A 25,407-nucleotide genomic window follows, 5' to 3' on the forward strand; every position below is an offset into this window, starting at 1 on the left:
AATCCCTAGGAGCGACTTTTAACCAAGTTATCTCCTAGGGATTTTCTCTGTTGGGCTAGCTGCCTTGGTCGGGAGACTGCTGCCCTAGCCGCGGTTCGGTACCAGCTAGGAGGCGATCGATATTGCTGCGGTGGCGCAGAATCACGTAGGACGCTCCCAGTGCTCCTAGCACCGCATAGGGTAGGGGCTGGCCAGTGACAACCATAAGAATGCCAGCCGCGATCGCCGCCACTATCGAGCTCAGCGACACAATGCGGCTGAGGGCTAGGGAGAGGCCAAAGGCGATCGCTGCCCCCAGGGCCACGGGCCAGGCTAGGCCGATTAGCACTCCCAACCCCGAAGCCACCGACTTGCCGCCGGTAAAGTTAATCCACACCGACTTGCTGTGGCCCACCAGGGCCAACAACCCGGCCCCAACCGCCACCCACGGCTGCCAGAGGGCATCTAGGGCCGTTAGAGCTGCCACTTGATGCCAGACCGCCGCTACCAGCAGCACCGCTAGCAGCCCTTTGAGCAGATCGATCGCTAGGACGGCGATCGCAGCCCCTTTACCCACGGTTCGCAGCACGTTGGTGGCCCCAGTCCCCCCCGAGCCATGCTGCCGAATATCAATGCCCTTGACTCCCTTAGCCACCAGGTAGCCAGTGGGAATCGAGCCTAAGAGATACGCCGCTGCTAACAGCAGCACAATTGCTAGAACCGCCAACGCCCTATGTCCTTAAAACGTGGTGTAACCCAAAACATGGTGCGACTTAGAGCATCCCCCACTCGGTCTGCCTTTAAAAGGCTGTGGATGCCGCTCACCAATTCCAGTCTAGGAGGATTGGGGCGCTACATCGGGGGACGGCGAGAAATCTAAGGACGAGCCAGGCCAAGTGGCCTTGACCAATCCAGCAGGGCTAAGTACTCGGGAACGTCCGCTGCTTAACTGACGGTGCACAGGCGCTCGATCACCTGCTCAGCCGTAATCAATCGCTTCAGCACCACCTGCCCAATCGGTTCGCTGGTGACGCCCTCGGGCTTAACCTCGATCATCAGCACGGTCTCTTCAACCTGATAAAGCCAGAGGGTTTCCCCCTGTTCTTGAATTGACAAATTGAGGCGGCGTATATGGGGCTTACGCTGCCAACCCAACTCATTCCACAGGCCACCAAACTCCCATACCCGGCCCGTCACCCAACCATCCGAAAGAAAAAAGTATTTCACCGCTCACTCTGCCACACCATATATCAATGGCATTATGCACCGTGACGACCCACTGGCCGCAGGCTTCACCTATTTAAACGTCAATGATAGTTAAATCGGCCGACCCATGATTCAGATTGCAGCGCTCGACCATCTGGTGCTCACCGTGGCCGATATTTCCCGCACCCGTGAGTTTTACCAGACTGTGCTGGGCATGGCGGCGGTGACTTTTGGTGGCGATCGCCATGCCCTTCGCTATGGCCAACAAAAAATCAATCTCCACCAGGCTGGGGCATCTTTTGCCCCCCACGCCCAGGCACCCACACCCGGCTCGGCAGATCTGTGCTTTCTCATTACCGGCTCCTTAGACGCCGCCTTGGCCCACCTCCAGACCTATGGGGTGCCTGTTATCGCTGGGCCAGTGCAGCGTACCGGGGCTACAGGGATGCTGCTGTCGATCTACATTCGCGATCCTGACGGCAACTTAATCGAGCTGAGCGTGCTGGCAGATGCTTAGTCAGAATAGCTTTAGTAGGTCATAAAGTCCCCGCAGCCCTCGCCCTAAATCCCTCTCCCAACTTGGGAGAGGGACTTTGAAGTCTGATTCCTGCTCCCCTCTCCTCCCTGGGAGAGGGGCTGGGGGAGAGGGCTGAATTACGGCAAGAAAGCATGTTTGTGATCTACTGAGCCTAGGCCCTAGGTGGACAGCTCGTCCGACTGGCCCAAACTTTTTGGCAATTTTCCGGATGGAGGCTACCTCATTCGTATTAGAGAAAGGTAGATGCACCCTGATTGTTAAGCCCTGGGATACCTGGAGGGATCCTAGGGCTTTTTTTTGCCTGATTTTTGCCTGAGACTAGGGGCAAGTTATGTGGCCTCGCTGCTGTGATACCCTATCCGCAATTGGCGCGATGGTGAGGAACTCCACATGGCAACAGCAACGGTAGGGCTATTGTTTGGCGGCTGCTCAGGGGAGCACGAGGTATCGATTCGCTCGGCTCAGGCGATCGCCCGCGCCCTGGCCAGCGGCAGCAATGCCCAAAAATACACCGTGCTGCCGGTCTACATTCGCAAAGACGGCGTTTGGCAGGCTGGATCTAGCGCTGAGGCGGTTCTGACCGCTGGTGTGCCCCCCCAGGATATGCCCGACGCGCCAGCCGCCACCGCCCGCGATCGCCTACCTCAGTTTGATCAGATAGCTGACATTGACATTTGGTTCCCGGTGCTGCACGGTCCCAACGGCGAAGACGGCACGGTGCAGGGCCTCTTGACCCTGATGCAGCAGCCCTACGTCGGTGCTGGGGTGCTGGGATCGGCGGTGGGGATGGATAAAATTGCCATGAAAACGGCCTTTGCCCAGGCCGGGCTGCCCCAGGTGAAGTACCTGGCGGTGAGCCGGGCAGAGGTATGGTCCAATCCCTGCGTGTTTCCGAAGCTGTGCGATCGCATCGAAACCGAGCTGGGCTACCCCTGCTTTGTCAAACCCGCCAACCTGGGCTCGTCGGTGGGCATTGCCAAAGCCACCAACCGCAAAGAGCTAGAGGCCGCTCTCGACAATGCCGCCAGCTACGATCGCCGCATTATCGTCGAAACCGGAGTGGTCGCCCGTGAGGTAGAGTGCGCCGTGCTGGGCAACGACAATCCCAAGGCTTCAGTGCTGGGCGAAATCACCTTTCAAAGCGATTTCTACGACTACGAGACCAAATACACCAGCGGCCAGTCGCAGCACACTATTCCAGCCCAAGTGCCCGAAGCGATCGCCCGCCGTATTCAAGAGATGGCGATTACGGCGTTTCAGGCGGTGGATGCTGCCGGCATCTCGCGAGTCGATTTCTTTTACGTAGAAGCTACTGGAGAGGTGCTGATTAACGAGATCAACACCCTGCCGGGGTTCACCGCTACCAGCATGTACCCAATGATGTGGGAGGCCAGCGGCGTCGGCTTTGAGGAACTGGTAGACACCCTGATTCAGCTAGGATTTGAGCGCACCGGCAGCAGCCCAGCTCAGAACTAGGCGTTCACGGCTTAGTCGTCCGGCAACGACGGCTTAGACCCAACTCTGCTTGGTTAAACCTCGGTTTAAAAGGGCGAATGCCATAGAGCCTCTGGCTCGGCTACGCCTACGCACCTACGGTTCCACCCTTTGAGACTTGGGATTATGTAATGCGGATCTAGTACTAGAGGTAACGTCCAAGCTTCGGGATTTAGGTATTCTCCAGGCCTTGCACCCTATTCTCTGCTGCAACTTCACAGCTGTTGAGAATGAGTGGCTTTCACCCTAGGGGCGCTGCCGACAGCAGAGGCTTTTGTATCAAAAATAACAATCAAGGGGGAAGGCCTGGGGCAGCATACCCTTGAGGGTGCCTAAAATGGGCACCGGGGCTAACCTCATGCGTGTTTTGCTGGTAGAAGACGACGGACGCCTGGCCGACTCCCTGGCCGAGATCTTGCTGGCTCAGCGCTACATTGTTGACTTTGCCCGCGATGGCGAAGCCGGGTGGAACCAGATCAGCGCGATCGCCTACGACCTGATTTTGCTCGATGTCACTCTACCGAAGCTCGATGGCATGGGGCTATGTCGGCGGATGCGCGATCGCGGTCTCACCACCCCTGTGCTTATGCTCACCGCCCGCGACACCAGCTCCGACAAGGTCATGGGCCTCGATGCCGGGGCCGATGCCTATATGGTCAAACCCTTTCATCTAGAAGAACTGCTGGCCCAGGTTCGCGCCCTACTGCGGCGAGGCCAAACCAGCTTTACCCCAGTGCTGAGCTGGGGTGCCCTCATCCTCGACCCCAGCAGCTATGAGGTCAGCTACAATCACGCCCCCATTCACCTCACGCCGAAGGAGTTTGCCCTGATGGAGGCGCTGCTGCGCTATGGGCGACGGGTGCTGAGCCGCAGTGCGATCTTGGAGCACATTTGGACCTGGCAGGAAGCCCCCAGCGAAGACACCATCAAAACCTATATCAAAAACCTGCGCGCCAAGCTCAAGGCCGCTGGAGCCCCTAAGGATGTAATTGAAACGGTGCACGGGCTGGGGTATCGACTGAGGGCGATCGAGTAGAGAGCGATCGTCCAAGGCAAGGTCTACAGCGTGCATAGAGGGAATTAGCCTCGACTCAAAAAAATCACCATAGCCAGATCTAGGGATTTTCAAAATCTCTGGTTTTTTAATAAGAATTATTGTTGTAAGGAACCGCCTATATTCTCCCCGGTTCCTTCACCAATTAACCCTTAAAAACTCCCCGTTGAGTCTGTAGATTTAGTTCCCAAGTTCTAACGGTTTAGGCATCAAGTTATTCCTTGGATTAGAAAGTATTAATTATTTTCTGTATCCGTTGATGCAATCGTATCGCAATTTTGGGAATTTGTGAAAACCATGGTGAATATTTGCAGGCGACATTTTCTTCAACTCAGCGTAGGGGCAGGGTTGGCCGTGGCCGCCCATGCCTGTAGCCAGCCCCAGTCAAAGGTTGCCCAGGGGGACGGCAGTGAATCTCCGGGTAAAATCGCGATCGGTTTCTGGCCGGTGGCATCAGGGCTGCCACTGTTCGTAGCGGTAGAAAAAGGCTACTTTCAAGAGGCAGGTTTAGAGGTGGAAGCGGTCAAATTTGCCAACCCCAACCAGGTGGCTGAGGCACTAATTGCCGGACGGTTGCAGGGCACAGGCAATGGTGTCGCCAGTGGGGCATTAGGCTTGGCAGAAATCACCTCGCCGGGGCTGTTTAAGATTCTGACCTCTAACCCCAGCAACGTTGATTACGTCCTCGATCAGGTGATTGTGGGACAAGATAGCGATATTAAAACAATTCAAGATCTCAACGGCAAAGCCTTTGCTACCGGGCCAGGGGCGCAAAATTTAGCGATCGCAGAAGCCATTCTCAACGCTGCTGGGGTAGCTGACCCCAAGGTGCAGCAGCTTGAGATTAGCCAGCACGTAGCGGCGATCGAATCGGGGCAAATTGACGCCGCCTACACCCTAGAGCCCACTGGCACAGTGGGGGCCGTCAAGGGCATTACCCGCGTACTCGAAAACGGTGTCGTGTCGAAGTACATTCTGGGTGATGCCAAAGCGCCCTGGTTCGGAGGTTCCGCTGCCCTCAGCAGCAAGTTCGTAGGGCAGTATCCCGAGACCACAGCAGCCTACGCCGAAGCCTACCGCCGCGCCGTGCAAGACATTCGCGACAACCCCACTGAGGTGCGCCAGTATCTCACGGGCTACACCGCCATTGAGGGCGAGTTGGTAGAAAAGGTGCCTCTGGTGGGCTACACCATGTACGACGAATTCACCCCAGAAGACATCGCCTATTTCCAAAAATACTTCGACTTCATGACCGAAAAGAAAATTTTCTCGCGCCCCATTGATGTAGCCGCGCTGATGTACAAACCCGCTTAAGCCAACAACCCATAGCAGATTTAGAGCAACTTAAACTCTTCAGCAAGCAGAAGACTACCCATGATGCTCGATACTCAACCCAATCAAGCGATCGCACCCCCTGAACACTTTGTCTCAGTCAAAGGACTCTGCAAATCCTTCGGCAATGCCGTTCTATACGACAACTTCAACCTCGATCTGCCCAGCAACCAGCTGGTGTCGGTCTTTGGCCCCAACGGCTGCGGCAAATCGACGCTGATCAACATGATCAGCGGCCTCACACCCTTCGATTCAGGGGAAATTTTGATCCACGACAAGCCGATTCGCCGCGCCCGCATTGGCTACGTGTTTCAGAACTACCGGGAGGCGATGCTGCCCTGGCTTAGCGCTTTTGACAACATTGCCTACCCACTGCGGGTGAAGGGGGTGCCCGAGGCGGAATGCCGCGATCGCGTTGAAACCCTAATTCAAACTTTCAACATTCAGCTCGATCTTAAGCGCTACCCCTACAGCTTTTCGGGGGGGCAACAGCAGCTGATTTCGATCATGCGGGCGCTGGTGGCCGACCCAGAGGTGTTGTTTTTAGACGAGCCCTTCTCGGCGCTGGATTTTGAAACCACGCTATTTGTGCGCGACAAGCTCCAAGAGATTTTTGAGACCACCAAAATTCCCATGTTTATGGTGGTGCACAACCTAGAAGAGGCGGTGTTTTTAGCCGACACGGTGCTGCTGCTCAGCAAGCGCCCCACCCGCCTAGTGGAAATGGTGTCGTTCAACGCGCCGCGCCCCCGCACCCTCGACACTCTATCTTCGCCAGAGTTCATTGAGACCAGCCGCCATTGCCTAGATATCTTTCGCCAGGAGATGCGCAAATGACTACTACCCTCTTAAAACCCCAGCGCCGCGCTATGGGCCGCCCGTTCCTGCAAAATCTGGATCGATTGTTGCCCCTAGTGGGGGTGGGGGTAATGTTTGGTCTCTGGTGGTTAATCGCCGTGTCGGGCTGGGTCAACCCGGTGCTGCTGCCCACTCCCTGGGCCACCTTGGGCACTCTCGTCACCGCCATGACCACCGGGGATATGTTCACCGACTTTTTTGCCAGCGTGGTGCGCACCTTTAGCGCTTTTGCGCTGGCGGCGGTGGTGGGCGTGCCCTTGGGGGTGCTGCTGGGCAGTTCTGAAAAGCTCTATCGCAGCGTGGAATTTTTGATCGACTTCTTTCGCTCGACCCCGGCCAGCGCGCTGATTCCTATGTTCATTCTTTTCTTTGGAGTGAGCGATTTTTCGAAGGTGATTATTGCTGCCTTTAGTGCTCTGCTGCTGATTGTGTTTAACAGCGCCTACGGGGTGCTGAATGCCCGTCAGTCGCGCATTTTGGCGGCTAAGGTGATGGGGGCCAACCGCTGGCAGGTATTCAAAGACGTGCTGGTGATGGAGAGCCTGCCGCAGACCTTTATCGGCCTGCGCAGCGGCATCAGCATCGCCCTGGTGATTGTGATTGTGGCGGAAATGTTTATCGGTACAGAACTGGGGTTGGGTAAACGGATTATCGACGCTCAGCAGGTGCTGAATGTGCAGGATATGTACGCATCGATTTTGATTACTGGGCTGCTGGGCTACGCGCTGAACGTGCTGTTTTTGCTAGGCGAAAAGCGCGTGATTCACTGGAGCGGTAAGTAGAAAGACTGGATGGGCGATCGCCGCTAGTGTTTGTGAGCAGGCTCATCTGGGGATACTAGCGTTGACATGGAAAGAGGTTTGAGAGGCCAGGACAACCCTGGCCTTTTTTTGTGGATTTACTCTAGGGGTAGCTGCACCGTTACGCTGGTACCCTCGCCCTTGGCGCTGTCGATGTGCCAGGTGCCTCGGTGCAGGGTGACAGCTGTGTGAACGATCGCTAACCCCAGCCCGCTGCCAGGCCTGTCGCCCACGTTGCTGCCCCGCTGAAAGGCCTCGCGAATACAGGCAAGGTCAGCGGTAGGAATGCCCCGGCCGCGATCGCGCACCGTGAGCGTCGCCATCTCGCCACAGCAGCTCAGGAAAACTTCGATGGGCTGACCTTCAGAGGAATAGTTGGCGGCGTTGAGCAGCAGGTTGGTGAGCAGCGATTGCCCCAGTCGCCGATCCCAAAAGGCTTTGATTGGCTCAGGTGGGTAGCTAAAGCTGAGGGACTGACTCACCTGGGGCTGCACCTCATCGATCACCTGCTGGCAAAATTGAACCGCGTCTAGCAGTACCGGGTTAAATTCCAGCTTGCCCGCCTCGGCTCGGGTGAGGGTGAGCAGGTCGGCGATCTGCTGCCCCATGTGCCGAGCCGTGAGCAAAATGCGATCGAGTTTGGTCTGGGCCGAGCCTGCCTGCGATCGCGCCACATCCTCTTGCAGCGACTCTGCCGACAGCAAAATGGTGCTCAAGGGCGTGCGCAGCTCGTGGGAAGCCATGGAAAAGAACCGCAGTTTTAACTCTCCAAGCTGCCGAGTGCGAACCAGTTCGGCCTGTAGGTTGTGCAGAAATAGAGCCAAGCTGCCGGTTAGCAATAGCCCGGTTAGCAGGGTGAGCGGTGCGCCGTAGCTGCGGCGCAGGCCGTAGGCGGTAGCGGGGGCAAATACCACCTGCCACTGGCGCTGGCCTAGGGTCAGCAGGCGGGTGCAGTCTGCTGGGCGAGGGCACACTGCTGGGTGGGGTTGCACCAAACTGGTTGGCCCGGCTACTACGGTTTTGCCCGCCGCCTCGTACTGACCCAAAAACTGCTGTTCTGACGAAGCGTTTTGGTCATAGAGGGCAAAATCAATCTCATAGCTCAGCGGTTGCAGCACCTCCTCAACTACATCTGCCACGCGAAACACCCCCAGCAAAATGCCGGAAAACTTGGCCTCGCGGGTTGGCTGATCGGGGGGCACGACCCCATTGGAGTAGAGCGGCAGCACCACCAAAAAGCCAAACTGGTCGCGCGGCTCTTGCACCAGGCGAATGCGCTCGGTGGCCATGATTTTGCCGCTGGCCCGAGCCGGGGCAATGGCGGCGGCCCGCGTAGCACCGGAGCTGAGATCGTAGCCCAAGGCCGCCTCATTGTTGAGAAATGGCGCGACGTAGGTGACGGGAATGTATTCTGCCCGCTCTTTGGCCCGCTGTAGCCGATTTTCTGGCGATAATTCAGTAATTTCAAAGTCGGGATAGCCCTCGGCCTGCACCCTGGCCTCAAAGGCGGCGCGATCGCCCTGGCGCACGAGCGGAGCCCACTCCAACGCTTGAATGCCAGGGTAGGTGGAGAGCGATCGCGCCACAAACCTAGCGAAGTCTTGGCGAGATACAGGTTCCTCGGCCACCTGGTAGTAGTTGTACAAAAAGGTCAGCACGTCGGTGTAGCGGTTGAGACTGCGCTGTAACGCCGTGGACAGATTCTCGATTTGCTGCTGAAACTGCGCCTGTCGCCGCGAGGCCTCCCATTGACTGACCAGCCAAGCCGCTCCCACCGATAGCCCGATGCCCAGGCCTAGGGTGAGTCCCATAATCACTGGGTAGCGCACCGAAGAATTAGGAAAAACGTCTTTCAAAGCCGCATCCAACCGCAGGGTAATGCCCCATTATCTCTGACTGAGCCATCCCAGACCTGCTATGACGGCTACGCCGAGGCCAGTCCACAGCAGGAAAGCGTAGCGGGTGAGGGCAAGGGCAGCAAGGATGCGATCGCCTGTAATCGGCATCACCGCATCCCCCAGCAGCGGCTTCTCCTTCACCTGCCCCCTATAAGTATTCCGTCCGCCCAGTTGCACCCCTAGAGCGGCGGCGTAGGCGCACTCGCTCCACCCGGCGTTGGGGCTGGGGTCTGCTGGGGCATCGCGGCGACATAGCGCCCAAACTTGCCAGGGCCGACCCGAGAGCAGGGCAATGGTGAACACCGTCAGACGGCAGGGTAGCCAGGTTAAAGCATCTTCAAAGCGGGCGCTAAACCAGCCCACGTGGGTGTAGGGCGCTTCTCGGTAGCCAACCATCGAATCTAGCGTGCTAGCCCCTTTATAGGCTAGAGCCACAGGCACGCTGCCCAGCGGCAGCAAGGCCCCCACCAGAGCATAAAACAGCGGCGCCATCACCCCATCTGTGGCGTTCTCGCTCACGGTTTCTAGCACGGCTCGCAATATTTCGGGCTCGTCCAGAGCTGCGGTGTCGCGGCCTACATAGAGGGCGAGACGCTCCCGCGCCAGGGAAATATCGCCCGACTCCAGCGGGGCCAGCACATCTGCCGCTGCCCGCCGCAGGCTGCGCCCGGCAAAGCAGCTAGCCAAGAGCACAACTTCGCAGCCCATTCCAGCAACAGGGTGAAACATCCCGCTCAGGCGCACCATGCTCCACCCGACCACTCCACTGCTGAGAATGACGCTCAGCCCCAGCATGACGCCCAGCGATCGCTCCCCACCCGGCGGCAGCTTAAGGCGAAAAATGCTCTGCGAGCCCCAGGTAATCGCCTGGCCGATCGCCTGCACCGGGTGAGGCCAGCTCCAGGGGTCGCCGACGATGCGATCGAGCCCAGCCGCCAGCACCACCACCGTTACCTGCTCGGCCCAGTTAAACCATAAAGCTGACATCATCCCCCTGGGCCGCCTGCCAACTGCGGGCATCAAAATACAAGTCTTCCAGGGAAATACTATAAAGGGCTTCCTTCAGCTTTTGGGACAGCCGGTTCCACACGGCGAAGGTAACCCAATCTTCGGCCTGGTCGGCCTGGGGGCTGTGGCGAGGTAACGGGTCAACCTGTTCGCCGACGGCTGCTAATATTTGGCCCAAAAAAATTTGGTCAGCGGGCTTAGCTAATCGGTAACCACCCTGGGGACCGCGCACCGATTCCACAATGCCCGCCCGCCGCAGTTCAATCAAGAGCTTTTCTAAGTAAGGCGGTGGGAGCCCCTGGCGCGTTGCAATAGTGTGCACTGAGACCGGGTGGCGAGAGGGATGTAACGTCAGGTCGAGCAGTGCTTTAACACTGTAATGTCCGCGAGTTGTTAATTTCATCTAAGCTAAATCACCCGTCGGTTATTACTATTCTACGGTGTTCACAGAGGACAAAAATACTGCTTTTTTGTGCCGTAGTGCTACACAATTAGGGAGACAAAAAAAGAGAATGCGAAAAACTATTTCGCTGTAGTATCATTTTGCATGTTGACATTAAAGTAGAGCCAGGTAGAACAGTTTTGCTGTTTCTGCCCCAAATGTCTGGAGCAAACCGTTGTGAACGAGAATACAGTTAATGGTTAAAGCAACTCAGATAGAACCACTGGTCGGCAAAGAATTACTGCAAAAAGTCAAAGATCTTGACGAGCTCAGCAAAGAAGAGAAGGCTAAAGCCTGCGGCTATTACACATTGACCAAGGCGGGCAACCCCCGGGTCAACATGATGAAATTCCTCAACGCCTTGATTGAGGCAGAGGGCATTCAGCTTGACAGCGCCCAGAATGGCAACGGGCGCGGCGGACGAAGCGCCAGTTTTCGTATCACGGTGCAGTCTAACGGCAACTTGCTAATTGGCTCGACTTACACCAAGCAAATGGGGCTTAGACCCGGCGACGAGTTTGAAATTACCTTAGGGCGCAAGCACATTCGTCTCAAGCAGTTGGGGGAAAACGGTCTTCTGATTGACGACGAAGACGAATAAAAGTACTGGTGGTAAGTACTCCCTCAGCTTTCGAACAATTGTGATCCGTTCTTAGGTCGCTTGAGTACAATGGGCGAACCAAGTCTACGATAGGTTGGTTCGCTCTTTTTTAGTGCTCTCTAGCTACCGAACAAGTTTACTATTTGCTCTCCTTTGCAGAGTTTAAACAGCATGAGCGGCTATTTTTTGCTGTTGAGGTCTAGCATGTGAGGGGTCGCCAGCATCGGGTAGGTTGAGGTTTAAAGATGCAGAATTGTACGGTTAGTCCATGAACTTTCCTATAGTTTTAGACATTGCCCTAGGGCTAGTCTTTATCTTTTTTGTGCTGAGCCTGCTGGCCAGCGAGGTTCAAGAAATTATTGGCACGCTTTTGCAGTGGCGAGCTGAGCATCTAAAGCAGTCCATTGAGGTGCTGCTAGCGGGTAATGACAGAGATAGAGAAGCGTCGGCCCAGGCCTTAGCCGATGCCCTTTACGAAAGCCCTTGGATTCGCAGTTTAAACCAGGAGGCGAAGGGGTCGATTGCGCGATCGTTCCGGCGCATTTCACACTTGCTTGGCCGCGTCTACCGCACCCTTACCGGCCAGCGCAATGTATTTGGGGCGGGTAAAACTAGCGGCCCTAGCTACATTCCACCCGAGGCTTTTGCCAACAGTCTGCTAGAGCGCATGCAGCTGGGCAATCTGTGGCAGGTACTGGCCAACGATCGCATTCAGGGCTTTGCTCGCGATCGCGTGCTGGGTCCTGTAACCAATATTCTCAGCGACCTCAAGGCCAGCACCGGCAACGAGTTTTTGCTCAATACCGAGCTCCAGCAGCTGGAGCAGGGCATTCACACCATAATTGATGACTTTCGGGCGGGCATTGTCTCGCTGCCCGAAAGCCTCGATCGCGTCGTCAACCGCCTAGATGAGTTTGGGCTGATGGCGGCTGACGTGCTACCCGACGGCCATCCCCTCACCGAAACCTTTTTGCGCCGCCTAGAGTACATCAAGCGTGGGCTGGCCAGTACCCCCACCGAGCGGGCGGCGATGCTCAGCAAGCTGCGGCCCAATGTGGCGCAGCTGCTCGACATTTTTGATGACAACAGCCCTGCCTATAGCGAGTTGAGACGTCTGGCTCAGGGCGGTAACCTCGATGCCCAAGCTTTGATCGATCGCTTGGCCCAGGCCCCCATTACCCCGGCTTTGCGCAGCAGTCTAGCGGCGATCGCTCGCAAGGTCGAAGTCACCGCCGCCGACGCCCGCGATGACGTGAAGCTGTTTGGCCTCGAACTCGAAAAGTGGTTCGATCGCGGCATGGAGCGAGCCACCGGCGTCTACAAGCGCAACGCTAAGGCAGTCGCGCTGCTGATCGGCATTGCCACAGCGGTCTCTATCAACGCCGACTCATTTCACATTGCCACTCGCCTGGCCGTAGACCCGATTCTGCGCAACTCGATTACCCAAACTGCCGACCAGCTGGCAGCTGAATCGACCGGAAATTTTGACCAAGACATTAAACAGGTGCAGACCGCCGTCAACCAGGCCCTCGACGAGATTCCCTTTCCGCTAGGCTACAACGAGGTGGTGGTGCAGCAGCAGCTAGTGGCCGAGCAGTCGTGGCCGGTTCCCTTTGTGCCGCGCCGTCTGCTGGGCTGGCTAGTCAGCGGATTTGCCATTTCTATGGGGTCGACCTTCTGGTTTAACGTGCTGAAGAAGGTGGTGAATGTACGGAATACGGGGGATAGGGGGAAGTAGGTAAGGGGATGAGGTAGATAGGGAAAATGAGGAAGATGGGGAAGTGGGGGTGACTATGGATTTGAATACGACAGCCTCTAGTCAAGAAGCATTATTGGCATCCTCAGGGCAGGAATATGTCTGTGGTCAGGCGCTCAACCTCTATAAAACTGACGGGTTGGAGGGGTTGGTGACCCAGGCAGCGGTGGGGCGGCATCTGCGGCTGATGCAGGCATCCCCCCAAGCTTACGCGGTGATCCTTCGCGAAGATGATTATTCTGGCTGGATCAGCGCTGCTGATGTCGATACGCTCAAGCCCGCTGAGCAGCCCTATCAGCCTGTCTCCCTCGATCGCAGCGCCATTGAACCTCGCCTGCCGGAGGCGATCGCCTTTACGCAACGGGCGATGGCTACCCCCAACACTTACCTCTGGGGCGGCACCGTCGGCCCCAACTACGATTGCTCAGGGCTGATGCAGGCAGCCTTTGCCTCGGTGGGCATTCGTCTGCCCCGCGATTCATACCAGCAGGAGGCCTTTACCCAGCCCATCGGCTGGGATGAGCTGCTGCCGGGTGACTTAATCTTTTTTGGCACCCCAGAACGCACTAAGCATGTGGCCCTCTACCTGGGTCAGGGCGACTATATTCACAGTTCAGGGATTGACCAGGGCCGCAACGGCATTGGCATCGACTCATTAACCGATCTGTCGCACCCGGTGAGCGAGGCTTACCATCGGCAGCTGCGCCGGGCGGGGCGGGTGATGACCAGTTACTGCCCAGGGGGCGCGCTATAGTCCAAGCAGCGTTTGCCTGTTTGAGGGGTGCTCTTGTCGTTTTTGCATGCTGCTTGGCTAACGCGCCTAAAGCCCCTAGCTCGCTGGGTGGTAGTGGGTGCGGCGATCGCCTTCTTACTCCACACCCTGGTGCGCCACTGGGCTGAGATTAGTGCCCTGCGCATTGGCCCCCAGGGTTGGAGCCTGTTGCTAGTAGCCCTCGGCATGACGCTGCTAGCCCACATCTGGGCCGGCTGGGTGTGGAGCTGGACCCTGCAAGCTCTGCAACAGCCCGTTACCGGCAGCTGGAGCGTTCTCGTTTATCTGCAAACCAATCTGCTGAAATACTTACCCGGCAACGTCTGGCACTTCTTTGGCCGAGTGCGTGCCCTACGCCATGTAGGGGTCGACAACGGCTCCGCCATTATCGGCACTGCCCTAGAACCCCTCCTCATGGCTGCCGCCGCCTTGGTCGTGGGCATTGCCACCACCACTCACTACTGGCCCTTTCAGCTTTTGGGCCTGGGCATCGTCCTCGCCACCCTTTCCCCCCGCTGGCTCAACCCTCTAGTCACTCGCCTCAGCTGCTCTAAAACTGCCCACCAACCTACCGAAGATTCGGTGTTGCTGAATCGAGGCATGAACCGGCAAAACCTCCAGACTCTGCATGGCCCCCTAAATCCCCCAATTCTGGGGGACTTTGAGACTCTGCCTCCCCCCAAAATTGGGGGGCCGGAGGGGCAAATCATGCCTGCGTTAAGCAACGCAGAATCTTCTCCCCCATCTTCCCCCACTCCCGGCCTTCGCCACTACCCTTTCAAGCCCCTACTCGGCCAGCTCGGCTACGTAGCCCTGCGCGGCCTTGGCTTTTGCCTGGTGCTTAGCGCCGTGACACCGCTAGCGGCGAGCGACTGGCCCAGCACCATCAGCGCCTTTAGTTTGGCCTGGCTGGGTGGGCTAGTGGTGCCGGGCGCACCGGGAGGGCTGGGCGTGTTTGAGGCGATCGCCCTCAGTCTGCTCCAGGGACAGTTCTCTGCTGCCGTAGTGCTCAGTGCTGTGGTGCTATACCGGGTGGTCAGCACCCTGGCCGAAGCTCTGGGCGCGGCCTTGGCCACTTTAGATCAGAGGCTTTCCAGTACACTCAAATAAATTGTTGTACTCCAAACGGCATGGATTGCGGTCTTTGCCGACCTCACCCGTTGTGCCGAAGCTGCTATGCCATCTATCCATTCCCCCTCAGTTTCTGCACTGCCGGCCCTCGTGGCCCCCGTCGACATTTCGGTGGTGGTGCCGGTGTACAACGAGTACGAGAGCTTACCCGCCTTAGTGGCGGCGATCGCCGGGGCGCTTGATGGGCTGGGCTACAGCTACGAAATTTTGGGGGTAGACGATGGCTCCACCGACGGATCGAGCGATCGCCTACGAGAGCTAGCCCAGCAATATCCCCAGCTGCGCGCCGTGATCTTACGCCGCAACTACGGCCAAACCGCCGCCATGGCCGCCGGGTTTGACCATTCCCGGGGTCAAATCGTCATCACCATGGATGGCGATCTGCAAAACGACCCCGCCGACATTCCCCGTCTGCTCGATCGCCTCAACGAGGGCTACGACCTAGTCAGCGGCTGGCGCAAAAACCGCCAAGACAACACCTTCACCCGGCTAATTCCCTCCAAAATTGCCAACTGGTTGATTGCCGGTGTCACAGGGGTTGAGCTGCACGACTATGGCTGCTCCCTCAAAGCCTACCGGGCCGAGGTGATCCGTGACCTCAACCTCTATGGCGAACTGCACCGCTTTTTGCCTGCCCTGGCCTTTATCGAAGGGGCTCGCATTACCGAGATGCCCGTCACCCACCACGCCCGCCGCTTTGGCACCAGCAAATATGGTCTGGGCCGCACCCTGCGTGTGGTAATGGACATGCTTACCGTCTACTTTATGAAGAAGTTTCTTACCCGGCCCATGCATGTCTTTGGCAGCCTGGGGCTAGCGTCGATGGCGTTGGGCGTTGCCTTGGGAATTTATCTCACCCTGGTGAAGATTTTGGCTGGTCAGGATATTGGCGATCGCCCCTTGCTGGTGCTGGTCGTCGTGCTGGTGCTGGCGGGCATTCAGCTGTTTAGCTTTGGCCTGCTGGCCGAACTGCTCATGCGCACCTACCACGAATCGCAGCAGCGCCCCATCTACCGGGTGCGTGAGGTGGTCAGCAATGCTTCATCCCCAGGGTTGGCCCTTCCTGTTAACCCCGGAACCAGCGGCCCCTAGGCCTTACAGATTGTTGATTTCGGGCAGATGTGCCAAATTCGCAGTCAATTCAATGGTTACGCGGCCTAAGTCAGCGCTCGTTGAGAGCGATCTGATGCGGAGGAACCAACTTTTGGGGTTATCTCAGGGCGAAACGCATCGCCAGAGAAGGGGCTCTCTCACCTCTCGCCCGTCAGCTAACTCCGTCGGCCTTGGGAGAGAACATCTGGAAGCTTTTTCTAACGCTATCCATAGTTCTCCTAGGATAGTTAACACCCTCGATAAAGGTTTTGTCTAAGGGTTTCGTTTAGCACCACAACAGGAGACAGGCTATGGAAACCTGGTCTGAGATCACCGCATCGGTGGTCTTTTTTGGGGTATTGGCCCTAATCGCCACCGAGCACATGCACCTCACCGTTGCGGCTCTCTTGGGCGCAATGCTGCTGATATTTTTTCATGTGCTGACTCTTGAGCAAGCCATTGGCTACATCGGCAACAGCCACGCCACCCTGGCGCTGTTTTTTGGGGTGATGGTGATGGTGCGGGCTTTTGAACCCACCAAGATTTTTGAATATTTAGCTACCCAAATGGTGATTATGGCCCGTGGGGAGGGCAAGCGGCTGCTGCTGGGCATTGTGGCTATTACCACCCCGGTCTGCGCCATGCTGCCCAACGCCACTACCGTCATGCTGCTGGCGCCGCTGATTCCGCCTATGGCGGCAGAGCTCAACATCAACTTCGTGCCCCTGCTGATCTTGATGGTGTTTGTGGCCAACAGCGCCGGTCTGCTCACCCTGGTGGGCGACCCGGCCACCTTCATTGTGGGCGACGCGATCAACATGAGCTTTTTGGAATATCTCACCAAGCTCAGTCTGGGGGGCGTAGTGGCGATCGCCACTATCGTCTTCATGCTGCCCATCCTCTTTCCCAACACCTGGAATAAAAAGCTGGATGACCTCGACCACCTACCTCATCCGGTCATCAACCATCCCCGGATGCTGGCCCTGGGTGGCCTGATTGTGGCCCTGGTACTAGGGCTATTTGTGGTAGGCGAAAGCCTGCCAGTGCCAGTCTCTCCCCCTGCGATCGCCCTACTGGGGGCCGCTCTCTGCCTGCTGCTCACCCACCACAGCGGCATCGACACCGTGCACAACATTCTGCGCGATGTCGACTGGAGCACGCTGATCTTCTTCATGAGCGTCTTTGTGCTGATTGGCGGCCTGCAAGAAACCGGGGTGATCAGCTCGGCCTCAGGGCTGCTGGGGATCGTAATTGGCAAGAACATTGCCCTAGGCTCGATGCTGCTGTTGTTTGTCACCGGCATTCTCTCCAGCCTGATTCCCAACATTCCCCTGGTGGTGGCGATGGTGCCCTTGCTGAAGGAATACTTGGTCAACGTCAATTTGGCCGGGCCGGAGCTGCTGTCGCCCGACTTCGCCGGACAGATCTCGCCCGAGATTTTGCCTCTGTTTGCGGCCATGATGTTTGGCGCTACCCTGGGCGGCAACGGCACCCTGGTCGGCGCATCGTCAAACATTGTGGCGGCGGGGATTGCTGAACAGCACGGCAAGCCGATTTCGTTTCGACAGTTTCTGAACTACGGCCTGCCGATCATGGCGCTACAGTTGATTACTATCAGCGCCTACGTGGGCATTCGATTCCTGCTGTAGGTGGCTCGACCCAGAGCAATTCTATCTGTGGGCTAGAGCCGAGCCGAGTGATCGTTTACAGGCAGCTAACTGTATTAAGGGTGCGTTACTCCGCTATGTGATGCACTCTTACTTTTGCAGCTTTAAGAAGTATCAAATGGTAGAACTCTATCGAGAAAATTTATCTGTGCTCAGAACAAAAGCCTCTCCTTATGAAGGTGTGAATTATCTACAGGAGAGTCAATTTAGCCCTAGCAGCTAACAGTTATTCTAAGATCCTGTCGAGGGGTAGATGCTTTTAGGGCGATCGCACAACCCTTATCAGCGATCGCCGTTTTTTGGTAAGCGAATGATTTTTTTATGGTTTTTGGTCTAAATGTAGATCTATCAAATTTAGGGGGATCATCTCTTCCTTGCGAGCGACTTCACTTTATAAAATTATCCTTAGGTTGGATTGAGAGCTTGTGAAGCTTAGAGTTTAATCTCTCGCTTTTTCGATCTGTCTTTCTAGGCTCAAACCTTCTCAGCTTAGAAAGAACCATCAAAAAAGTAAGAGGCGCAGAATTCTGGGTCACAAGCCAAGATTCTTTTGCCGTCAAAAAGCCATCGCGAATCTTGTACAAGATCCAAACTTGAGGTCCGTCATGAAAAGACTATCCATAGGAACGATTTCAGCACTCTTTCTAGCAGGGGCAGTTGCGCCTGCTGTTTTGGCCGATACCCACGGGACCTTGCAGTCTCAAACCCCCAGTCAGGGCCAAACTCCTGGGCAAATGCAAACTCCTCGCCAGGGTCAAAATCCTGGGCAGGCTCCCACCCAAGCGCCTGAGCGGGTACCTGGGCAAAGTCCAGAAGCTTACCCCAATGAAACTCCGGGTAACCAAGTTCCTAGACAAACTCAAACCCCTCGCCAGGGCCAGAATCCTGGGCAGATGCAAACTCCTCGCCAGGGCCAAACTCCTGGACAAATGCAAACTCCTCGTCAGGGCCAAAATCCTGGACAGGCTCCTACCCAAGCGCCTGAGCGGGTACCTGGGCAAAGTCCAGAAGCTTACCCCAATGAAACTCCGGGCAACCAAGTCCCCAGACAGTCTCCGAACTCTGGGCAGGGCCAAAATCCTGGACAAATGCAAACTCCTCGTCAGGGCCAAAATCCTGGACAGGCTCCTACCCAAGCGCCTGAGCGAGTACCTGGGCAGAGTCCGGAAGCTTACCCCAACGAAACTCCGGGCAACCAAGTCCCCAGACAATCGCCGAATTCTGGGCAGATGCGGACTCCTGGGCAAACCTCTGCGCCCAGCGCTGAGTTTGACAGCATGGGCACCGGCATGGGCGCATCTCTCTCCAGCGATCTCGTGAGCCCGTTCCAACTGGCTTACATGGCCGTTAGGGGCGAGCTAGACGCCGGCAGCGATGAAGGCTACTCGGTTTATAAAGCGCGCCACGGCACTGCCGAGGGTCAAAACATCGTTGAAGCTGCTATCAACCAGGGCTACATCAGCAGTGACCTCATGGATGACCAGGGCTACATCAATAGCGTCAACCAAGTCCTGAGAATGCAAGCTGAGACTTGGAGAGACTAACGCTCTCCAGTTAGCAGAGCTCTAGGGCCAACCTGTTACTCACATAGGACTCCCGTGCCGGTTCGATCGCGATCGACCAGCACGGGAGTCCTGTTTCTAAAGGGGTTAGAAGTCCTCTGGCAAAAATGTCTAGAAGCAGCGGCTGTGTCAGCGATCGCTCAAAAAGTTTAGGGCTAAGTCGTAGCGATTCCGACTTTGTGCCGGTAGAATAGTTAGAACCGATACATTTGCCTGATCTGCTCCGGAGCCGGATCACTTGTCGGTAGCTAGCTTCCGGAAAAAATCTACCGTCGATTTAGCACTTGCCGTCTACTCAGTGGGAGTCACCATGAGCAACCCGCCTAGCCACGATCGCATCTTAATCTTTGACACCACTCTGCGGGACGGCGAGCAGTCTCCTGGGGCCACCCTCAATGTCGAAGAGAAGCTGGTGATTGCGAAACAGTTGGCGCGGCTAGGGGTTGACATCATCGAAGCCGGGTTCCCCTTTGCCAGTCCTGGCGATTTCGAGGCGGTGCAGAAGATTGCCCGAGAAGTCGGTACAGAAAACGGCCCCACCATCTGCGGCTTGGCCCGTGCCACCAAGGGCGACATTGAGCGGGCCGGAGAAGCGATTAAGCCCGCCGCAAAGGGACGCATTCACACGTTCCTCGCCACCTCCGACATCCACATGGAGTACAAGCTGCGTAAGAGCCGTGAAGAGGTGCTGGCGATCGCTCCCGAGATGGTGGCCTACGCCAAGACCTTCACCAACGATGTCGAGTTTTCGCCCGAAGACGCGGGCCGCTCTGACCCCGAGTTTTTGTACCAGGTGCTGGAGGCGGCGATCGCCGCTGGGGCCACCACCGTCAATATCCCCGACACCGTCGGCTACCTGACGCCGAGTGAATTTGGCGACCTGATTCGCGGCATCAAAGCCAACGTGCCCAACATTGATCAAGCCGTAATCTCCGTCCACGGCCACAACGACTTGGGCCTGGCGGTGGCCAACTTTCTTGAAGCGGTGAAGGCTGGGGCGCGCCAGCTCGAATGCACTATCAACGGCATCGGCGAGCGAGCCGGCAATGCTGCTCTTGAAGAACTGGTGATGGCCATGCACGTGCGCCGCGCCTTCTACAATCCCTTCCTGGGTCGCCCCGCCGAGTCGGAGGAACCCCTGACCGCCATTGACACCCGCCAGATCTACAAGACCTCGCGCCTGGTATCGAACCTGACCGGCATGTTTGTGCAGCCCAACAAGGCGATCGTGGGGGCCAACGCCTTTGCCCACGAGTCGGGCATTCACCAGGACGGCGTGCTCAAGAACAAGCTCACCTACGAGATCATGGATGCCACCTCCATTGGTCTCACCGACAACCAGATTGTGCTAGGCAAGCACTCGGGCCGCAACGCCTTTCGCACTCGTCTGCAAGAGCTGGGCTACGAATTAGATGACCAGGCCCTCAACCGCGCCTTTTTGCGCTTCAAAGAGCTGGCCGACAAGAAAAAAGAAATCACCGATTGGGATATTGAGTCGATCGTTAACGACGAAAGCCGGCAGACCCCCGAGCACTTTCACCTCGACCTGGTGCAGGTTTCCTGCGGCGACAGCGCTAAGCCCACCGCCACCGTCACCATTCGCACCCCCGATGGCCAAGAGCTTATGGATGCTGCGATCGGCACCGGCCCAGTGGATGCGGTCTACAAAGCGATCAACCGGGTGGTCGATATTCCCAACCAGCTGATCGAGTTTTCGGTGCAGTCGGTGACCGAGGGCATCGACGCGCTGGGGGAAGTGACCATTCGCATTCGCCACGGCGATCGCGTCTTCTCGGGCCACGCAGCGAACACGGACATTGTGGTGGCTTCGGCCCACGCCTACCTGCACGCTCTCAACCGTCTGTACACGGCGTTGCAGACTGGGCAAGCCATCCATCCTCAACGGGAAACGGTGACGGCTTCACTGTAAAAACTACGGGGCAAGTTGGGGCTGATTCGCTACTAAGGGGGTTATGCCTATTCCTGTATAAAAAACAACTAACAAACGATAAATGACAATCCCCAAACAATAAATGTAAGATCCAGTCTGAGAACCAGTTTGGGATGGATGATAGTTATGCGATTACCCATTGGCAAGCTAATCGTCAGCCTTGGCGCTATCCTGGCATTTGGAACGCTACCAGCCCAAGCACAAGTTTCAGAACGTCAAGTTGCAGCTTTGGTCGAGGCGCTTCGTCAAGCAGCCCCTCAAACAGGACGTGCCGATGACGGGCTCTATAGTGACTGGCAGATTATGCCAGGGAACATCCCCCGGTGGTCAAAGTCATGCATTGGTCGAGAGCTGTCGCCGGCTGAGTTTGAGGCTAGCCCAGACGTTGCCCGTTCGGTTGTGACCTGTGTGATGCGAGATGTGCTGGCAGAGGAGTATGGTGCTAGCGGTAACAATGAAATGCTAGCGGTGCGGCGATCCGCTGCCTGGTGGATGCGGGGTGACCCATCTCAGTACAACAGTTCTGAAATCGCAGAGTACGTTCAGAAGGTCGTGACGGCCTATGAGGGGCAGCAAGGGACAGCGGCAGCGACAGCGGCGCCTCAATCCTCTCCGCCTTCGGCACAACGACCGCCCCAGTCATCCGAGTTTGATCGCTATATGGCGGCAGGATATGAAGCCACAGAGCAACGCGATTATGAAACCGCGCTGCTCTATTTTCAACGGGCCTTAGATGAACGTCCTAATAATTCCTTTGCCCAGCAAGCCATCCAAAATGTTGAGAAGTATCGCACGGGCACTTCTGAAAATCCGTCTGGTAGTCAACCTGAGCCTAACCCCCAGTAACCTATGAAAATTTTGCTTGTTGGTTTGGCCGCGATCATTTCTGCTGTCGGTGCCTCTGGTGCGCTGGCTCAGTCTAGTTCAGTAGACTGGGTTGAGGTGACGCAAAATGCTGTGGGCGATCGCTTCCTGGTAGAGCGTAACTCCATTCAATTAAGGGATGGAGCTGTTTGGTACTGGGAACATCGCGACTTCCCTGAACCGAACAACGCCTTTGTCGGCGTTGAGCTGGAGCAACCCGTTCATAGTGTCATGCTGTATCGCTCTGCCGATTGTGCAGGCAGTGTTTCTCGGATTAGGCAAATCATTGCTCGTGACAAGGATGGGCAGGTGATTCAGCGCATCAACTATGGGGATGCTGGTCAGTTGACGCAACCTCAGGCAGGCAGTAGCGCAGCAGCCGTCTTGCGCTTTGTCTGTGACCAACCCCAGGCAGCACCACCTGCAGCCTCATGATGGCGCTATAGTGCAGCCTAAGATGAAAGAACTTTGACTTAATAAATGCTCAAGTTCTTCATATACCTGGAGATTGTGCGATCGCAGATTCCAACAAACCTACATCTCGGATACCTAAGGTGCCCGCAGTGAGTACTCTCCGGGTGTTTTCGGGTCACGCGGCAAATACCGATATTGTGGTGGCCTTGGCCCACGCTTATCTGCACGCCCTCAACCGGCTGCACACGGTGTTGCAGACCGGGCAAGCCGTCCATCTTCAGCGAGAAATGGTGACGGCTGCGCTGTAAAAGCCGCAGGAAAAATGGGAGCTGTTGTGAGAGGTTTCTAATGGCACTGTTTCAGCCTCCCACCCTCAATTTTGACAGGGCAGAGCGACGGTCATGAAGTCTACGACTAGGCTGCTCAAACGTCCCTAAGGTTTGGCTCTTTGAGAATCGGGACTGCGTAATTTGGGTGTGATAACGTTCTCAGTCAGCGGTTGCAAGTAATCTTTGGGTCCCACCAGCCTCTCCCAACAATCTGCTGCACTGGGGTTGTTATGCCGCAGCAACCGTCGTTTCCAACTGCAACGTCCAATCTACCAGTTAGTGATGGGCTTCCATATATGCTCGTAGCAATTGATTGGTCTATGTTTGATAGCCCCGCCCTTGAGACTTAAACCATTCCAATACATCGCTGTCAATGCGGAGTGTCACTTGAGCCTTGGCTTTTGTAGCAGGTAAACCCGCCGCGCTGCTGCCTTGGCAAACATGTCTGGCGCAATCTCTCCCCAATCTGACGGGTCAATATCTTGATCGCTCATTGCATCTAATCGTTGCCAATCAGTTTAAGAGTTGCTCGAAATAGGTCCGTTGTTCATATTTCGGTGCTTTTCTTGTAGAAGTAATACGGGTGCAATCCTCACGTTCTGTATGAACAACGGCAACGACTCGCCCTTGGCAAGCGAGCCAGAAGAAAGAGGGGAGTGAGCGATTTCTACGCTAGATGCATAGTGCTAAGTCTATGGCAAATTAGCGAAGGATTGATAGGAAACGAGTCTCACAGTTGCGTAAAATGTTCCTAACCCAATGGATAGGTATTTATTCTCATTATGATGGAACAGTTCCCCTGGCTGACCGTGATCGTGCTATTGCCGTTGGTAGCCGCGTTATTCATTCCTTTGATACCTGATAAAAGCGGCAAGACGGTCCGCTGGTATGCCTTGGGGGTTGGCACGGCTGATTTTGCACTAATGTTCTACACCTTTTGGCGGCATTACGATGCGAGCCAGGCGACCTTCCAACTGGCGGAAAAGGTGGTTTGGTTACCGCAGTTGGGCTTGAGTTGGGCGCTATCGGTGGATGGTATTTCGGCTTCGCTAGTCCTGTTGGCGGGCTTTGTGACGACGCTTTCGATGTTTGCCGCCTGGCAGGTAGATCGGCGATCGCGCCTGTTCTATACATTGATGTTGATTCTGTATGCTGCCCAGTTGGGGGTATTTCTGGCCCAAGATCTGATTCTGTTCTTCATCATGTGGGAAGTGGAACTGGTGCCAGTCTATTTGCTGGTATGCATTTGGGGCGGGCAAAATCGGGACTATGCAGCGACGAAGTTCTTGATGTATACGGCCCTGGCTTCGATCTTCATTTTGGTGGCAGCCCTAGGAATGGGATTCTATGGCGATACGCTCACCTTTGATATGGCTGAACTAGGGAGAAAGCAGTTTCCTTTAGGACTGGAATTGTTTTTGTACGCTGGACTGCTAGTATCCTTTGGGGTCAAATTGGCAATTTTCCCCTTTCATACTTGGCTACCGGACACCCACGGCGAAGCTTCTTCTCCTGTATCCATGATTTTGGCAGGAGTATTACTGAAAATGGGGGGGTATGGGCTGATCCGGTTGAACTTGGAACTATTACCCCATGCCCATGTGTATTTTGCGCCGACGTTGGTGATTTTAGGGGTAGTCAACATTGTCTATGGGGCGCTAAACTCCTTTGCACAGACCAATATGAAGCGGCGGTTGGCCTATTCCTCAATTTCTCACATGGGGTTTGTCCTGCTAGGGATTGCTTCCTACACTGATTTGGGTGTGAGTGGGGCGATGCTGCAAATGTTGTCCCACGGGCTGATTGCGTCGGTGTTATTTTTCTTGGCAGGCGTTACCTACGATCGCTCCCGCACGATGATGATGAATCAGTTGGGTGGGTTGGGGCAGGCCATGCCCACCGTGTTTGCTCTGTTCACCATGGGGACACTGGCATCCTTAGCTTTGCCTGGAATGAGTGGGTTTGCCGGAGAGCTGGAGGTCTTGGTCGGCTTGGCCACATCGGACATCTATGGTCCGGCCTTTCGCTCGGTAGCCCTTTTTCTGGCAGCAGTAGGGCTGATTCTGACACCGATCTACCTGCTGTCGATGGTGCGGCAGGTGTTTCATGGGGCCAGTGCTGATCAAATGTGTGACCTGGTGCCTGCCTGTGATCTGGATGACCTAGATTTGAAGGCTCAGGGTAACCAAGAGGCAAACTGTTTTGGCACGGACTGTATCTTGCCAGAGGAGGCAGAGTTTAGGGATGCCAGTTCTCGGGAGATTTTTATTGCGGCTTGTTTTCTGGGGCTGATTATTGCGATCGGGTGTTATCCCAAGGTGGCGACCCAGATGTATGACGTAAAATCGATGGCGGTCAATTCCCAGGTGCTGACGGCGTATCATGAGACCTATCCAGATACGCTGCAGCGTTTGGCGCAGGGGCGATGGAGTTCGGCGATCTCAGCCGCTCAATCTGCGGATGTCTTGGGTGTTGTCAAATAATCGACGCCCGTCAATCACGCTAGTCAGGGTTAGCCCAGCGCATTGAGAAAGAGCTGGGCGCCAGGGCCAAGTACGCCGGTCTAGACACCTTCAAGCGCAAAGCACTGGTGTAGGTTCTGACATTAAGGGAGCACACAGTGGAGCGCCCCCTTAATCGACATCAGCGATTGAGTATC

The 25,407-nt window shown here is 56.1% G+C and carries 24 protein-coding genes and 1 riboswitch; of the genes, 18 read left to right on the forward strand and 6 right to left on the reverse strand.

Translation table 11 applies throughout. The annotated features are described in order from the left end of the window. Positions 1 to 55: 55 nt before the first annotated feature. Entirely contained in the window at positions 56 to 706 is a 651-nt protein-coding gene (gene plsY / locus NC979_RS03055; protein ID WP_190523614.1) for a glycerol-3-phosphate 1-O-acyltransferase PlsY, read from the reverse strand. Between the two features lie 218 nt (positions 707 to 924). After that, positions 925 to 1,206: a hypothetical protein gene (locus NC979_RS03060; protein WP_073608398.1), complete on the reverse strand. Its 282-nt coding sequence runs from the start codon at positions 1,204 to 1,206 to the stop codon at positions 925 to 927. Between the two features lie 106 nt (positions 1,207 to 1,312). Between NC979_RS03060 and NC979_RS03065 the strand changes: the two genes are divergently transcribed. The 6 genes from NC979_RS03065 (at position 1,313) to NC979_RS03090 (ending at position 7,243) form a co-directional block, all read left to right on the forward strand. Further along, positions 1,313 to 1,702 carry a VOC family protein gene (locus NC979_RS03065; RefSeq protein WP_199309013.1) on the forward strand — a complete coding sequence of 130 codons (390 nt, stop codon included), beginning with the start codon at positions 1,313 to 1,315 and terminating at the stop codon, positions 1,700 to 1,702. Between the two features lie 411 nt (positions 1,703 to 2,113). Continuing rightward, positions 2,114 to 3,199 (forward strand): D-alanine--D-alanine ligase family protein, encoded by a 1,086-nt coding sequence (locus NC979_RS03070; protein WP_190523616.1) that lies wholly within the window; start codon positions 2,114 to 2,116, stop codon positions 3,197 to 3,199. Between the two features lie 355 nt (positions 3,200 to 3,554). After that, entirely contained in the window at positions 3,555 to 4,253 is a 699-nt protein-coding gene (locus NC979_RS03075; RefSeq protein WP_431191009.1) for a response regulator transcription factor, read from the forward strand. Positions 4,254 to 4,568: 315 nt separating this feature from the next. Then, positions 4,569 to 5,585, forward strand: a complete 1,017-nt coding sequence (locus NC979_RS03080) for an ABC transporter substrate-binding protein (RefSeq protein WP_190523617.1) — start codon at positions 4,569 to 4,571, stop codon at positions 5,583 to 5,585. A 60-nt stretch (positions 5,586 to 5,645) separates the two neighbouring features. Beyond that, on the forward strand, positions 5,646 to 6,440 hold the full coding sequence (locus NC979_RS03085) for an ABC transporter ATP-binding protein (RefSeq protein ID WP_190523618.1): 795 nt from the start codon (positions 5,646 to 5,648) through the stop codon (positions 6,438 to 6,440). Beyond that, positions 6,437 to 7,243: an ABC transporter permease gene (locus NC979_RS03090; RefSeq protein ID WP_190523619.1), complete on the forward strand. Its 807-nt coding sequence runs from the start codon at positions 6,437 to 6,439 to the stop codon at positions 7,241 to 7,243. The genes NC979_RS03085 and NC979_RS03090 overlap by 4 nt, the downstream gene beginning before the upstream one ends. 116 nt (positions 7,244 to 7,359) lie before the next feature. Here NC979_RS03090 and NC979_RS03095 read toward each other — a convergent pair whose 3' ends face one another. The 3 genes from NC979_RS03095 to NC979_RS03105 are packed head-to-tail and all read right to left on the reverse strand — an operon-like array spanning position 7,360 to position 10,570. Beyond that, on the reverse strand, positions 7,360 to 9,117 hold the full coding sequence (locus NC979_RS03095) for a CHASE domain-containing sensor histidine kinase (protein ID WP_199309014.1): 1,758 nt from the start codon (positions 9,115 to 9,117) through the stop codon (positions 7,360 to 7,362). Positions 9,118 to 9,147: 30 nt separating this feature from the next. Then, positions 9,148 to 10,149, reverse strand: coding sequence for an adenosylcobinamide-phosphate synthase CbiB (cbiB, locus tag NC979_RS03100; protein ID WP_278002597.1), 1,002 nt, complete (start codon positions 10,147 to 10,149; stop codon positions 9,148 to 9,150). Then, the gene (locus tag NC979_RS03105; RefSeq protein WP_190523621.1) at positions 10,127 to 10,570 is read right to left on the reverse strand and encodes an RrF2 family transcriptional regulator; all 444 of its coding nucleotides are present in this window, start codon (positions 10,568 to 10,570) and stop codon (positions 10,127 to 10,129) included. Before NC979_RS03105 ends, cbiB begins: the two co-directional genes overlap by 23 nt. Before the next feature lie 235 nt (positions 10,571 to 10,805). Here NC979_RS03105 and NC979_RS03110 point away from each other — a divergent pair, with 235 nt between their 5' ends. The 11 genes from NC979_RS03110 (at position 10,806) to NC979_RS03160 (ending at position 22,727) form a co-directional block, all read left to right on the forward strand. Further along, on the forward strand, positions 10,806 to 11,210 hold the full coding sequence (locus tag NC979_RS03110; RefSeq protein ID WP_190523623.1) for an AbrB family transcriptional regulator: 405 nt from the start codon (positions 10,806 to 10,808) through the stop codon (positions 11,208 to 11,210). 268 nt (positions 11,211 to 11,478) lie between these two features. Further along, positions 11,479 to 12,948: a hypothetical protein gene (locus NC979_RS03115; RefSeq protein WP_190523625.1), complete on the forward strand. Its 1,470-nt coding sequence runs from the start codon at positions 11,479 to 11,481 to the stop codon at positions 12,946 to 12,948. A gap of 55 nt (positions 12,949 to 13,003) precedes the next feature. After that, on the forward strand, positions 13,004 to 13,720 hold the full coding sequence (locus tag NC979_RS03120) for a C40 family peptidase (protein ID WP_190523627.1): 717 nt from the start codon (positions 13,004 to 13,006) through the stop codon (positions 13,718 to 13,720). Positions 13,721 to 13,753: 33 nt separating this feature from the next. Continuing rightward, positions 13,754 to 14,848 (forward strand): putative bifunctional lysylphosphatidylglycerol flippase/synthetase, encoded by a 1,095-nt coding sequence (locus NC979_RS03125; protein WP_190523629.1) that lies wholly within the window; start codon positions 13,754 to 13,756, stop codon positions 14,846 to 14,848. Positions 14,849 to 14,914: 66 nt separating this feature from the next. Beyond that, positions 14,915 to 15,961 (forward strand): glycosyltransferase family 2 protein, encoded by a 1,047-nt coding sequence (locus NC979_RS03130; protein ID WP_190523630.1) that lies wholly within the window; start codon positions 14,915 to 14,917, stop codon positions 15,959 to 15,961. Positions 15,962 to 16,013: 52 nt separating this feature from the next. Next, positions 16,014 to 16,166, forward strand: a riboswitch (cyclic di-AMP (ydaO/yuaA leader). A gap of 106 nt (positions 16,167 to 16,272) precedes the next feature. Continuing rightward, positions 16,273 to 17,610: an SLC13 family permease gene (locus NC979_RS03135; RefSeq protein ID WP_190523631.1), complete on the forward strand. Its 1,338-nt coding sequence runs from the start codon at positions 16,273 to 16,275 to the stop codon at positions 17,608 to 17,610. 623 nt (positions 17,611 to 18,233) lie between these two features. Beyond that, on the forward strand, positions 18,234 to 19,172 hold the full coding sequence (locus tag NC979_RS03140) for a hypothetical protein (protein WP_190523632.1): 939 nt from the start codon (positions 18,234 to 18,236) through the stop codon (positions 19,170 to 19,172). Between the two features lie 328 nt (positions 19,173 to 19,500). Then, complete coding sequence (locus tag NC979_RS03145) at positions 19,501 to 21,120, forward strand: 2-isopropylmalate synthase (protein ID WP_190523633.1); 1,620 nt, start codon at positions 19,501 to 19,503, stop codon at positions 21,118 to 21,120. A gap of 147 nt (positions 21,121 to 21,267) precedes the next feature. Further along, positions 21,268 to 21,987, forward strand: a complete 720-nt coding sequence (locus NC979_RS03150; RefSeq protein WP_199309015.1) for a hypothetical protein — start codon at positions 21,268 to 21,270, stop codon at positions 21,985 to 21,987. Between the two features lie 3 nt (positions 21,988 to 21,990). After that, a complete protein-coding gene (locus NC979_RS03155) occupies positions 21,991 to 22,440 on the forward strand; it encodes a surface-adhesin E family protein (protein ID WP_199309016.1) in 450 nt (149 codons plus the stop codon). A gap of 128 nt (positions 22,441 to 22,568) precedes the next feature. Continuing rightward, positions 22,569 to 22,727: a hypothetical protein gene (locus NC979_RS03160; protein ID WP_190524574.1), complete on the forward strand. Its 159-nt coding sequence runs from the start codon at positions 22,569 to 22,571 to the stop codon at positions 22,725 to 22,727. 339 nt (positions 22,728 to 23,066) lie between these two features. On the opposite strand, the gene NC979_RS25285 is transcribed toward NC979_RS03160, so the two are convergent. After that, positions 23,067 to 23,135 carry a BrnA antitoxin family protein gene (locus NC979_RS25285; protein WP_313887196.1) on the reverse strand — a complete coding sequence of 23 codons (69 nt, stop codon included), beginning with the start codon at positions 23,133 to 23,135 and terminating at the stop codon, positions 23,067 to 23,069. A gap of 398 nt (positions 23,136 to 23,533) precedes the next feature. Here NC979_RS25285 and NC979_RS03175 point away from each other — a divergent pair, with 398 nt between their 5' ends. After that, positions 23,534 to 25,231, forward strand: a complete 1,698-nt coding sequence (locus NC979_RS03175; RefSeq protein WP_190524512.1) for an NAD(P)H-quinone oxidoreductase subunit 4 — start codon at positions 23,534 to 23,536, stop codon at positions 25,229 to 25,231. Positions 25,232 to 25,407: the final 176 nt, after the last annotated feature.

It is taken from the genome of Leptolyngbya subtilissima AS-A7, assembly GCF_039962255.1.
Lineage (GTDB): Bacteria > Cyanobacteriota > Cyanobacteriia > Phormidesmidales > Phormidesmidaceae > Nodosilinea.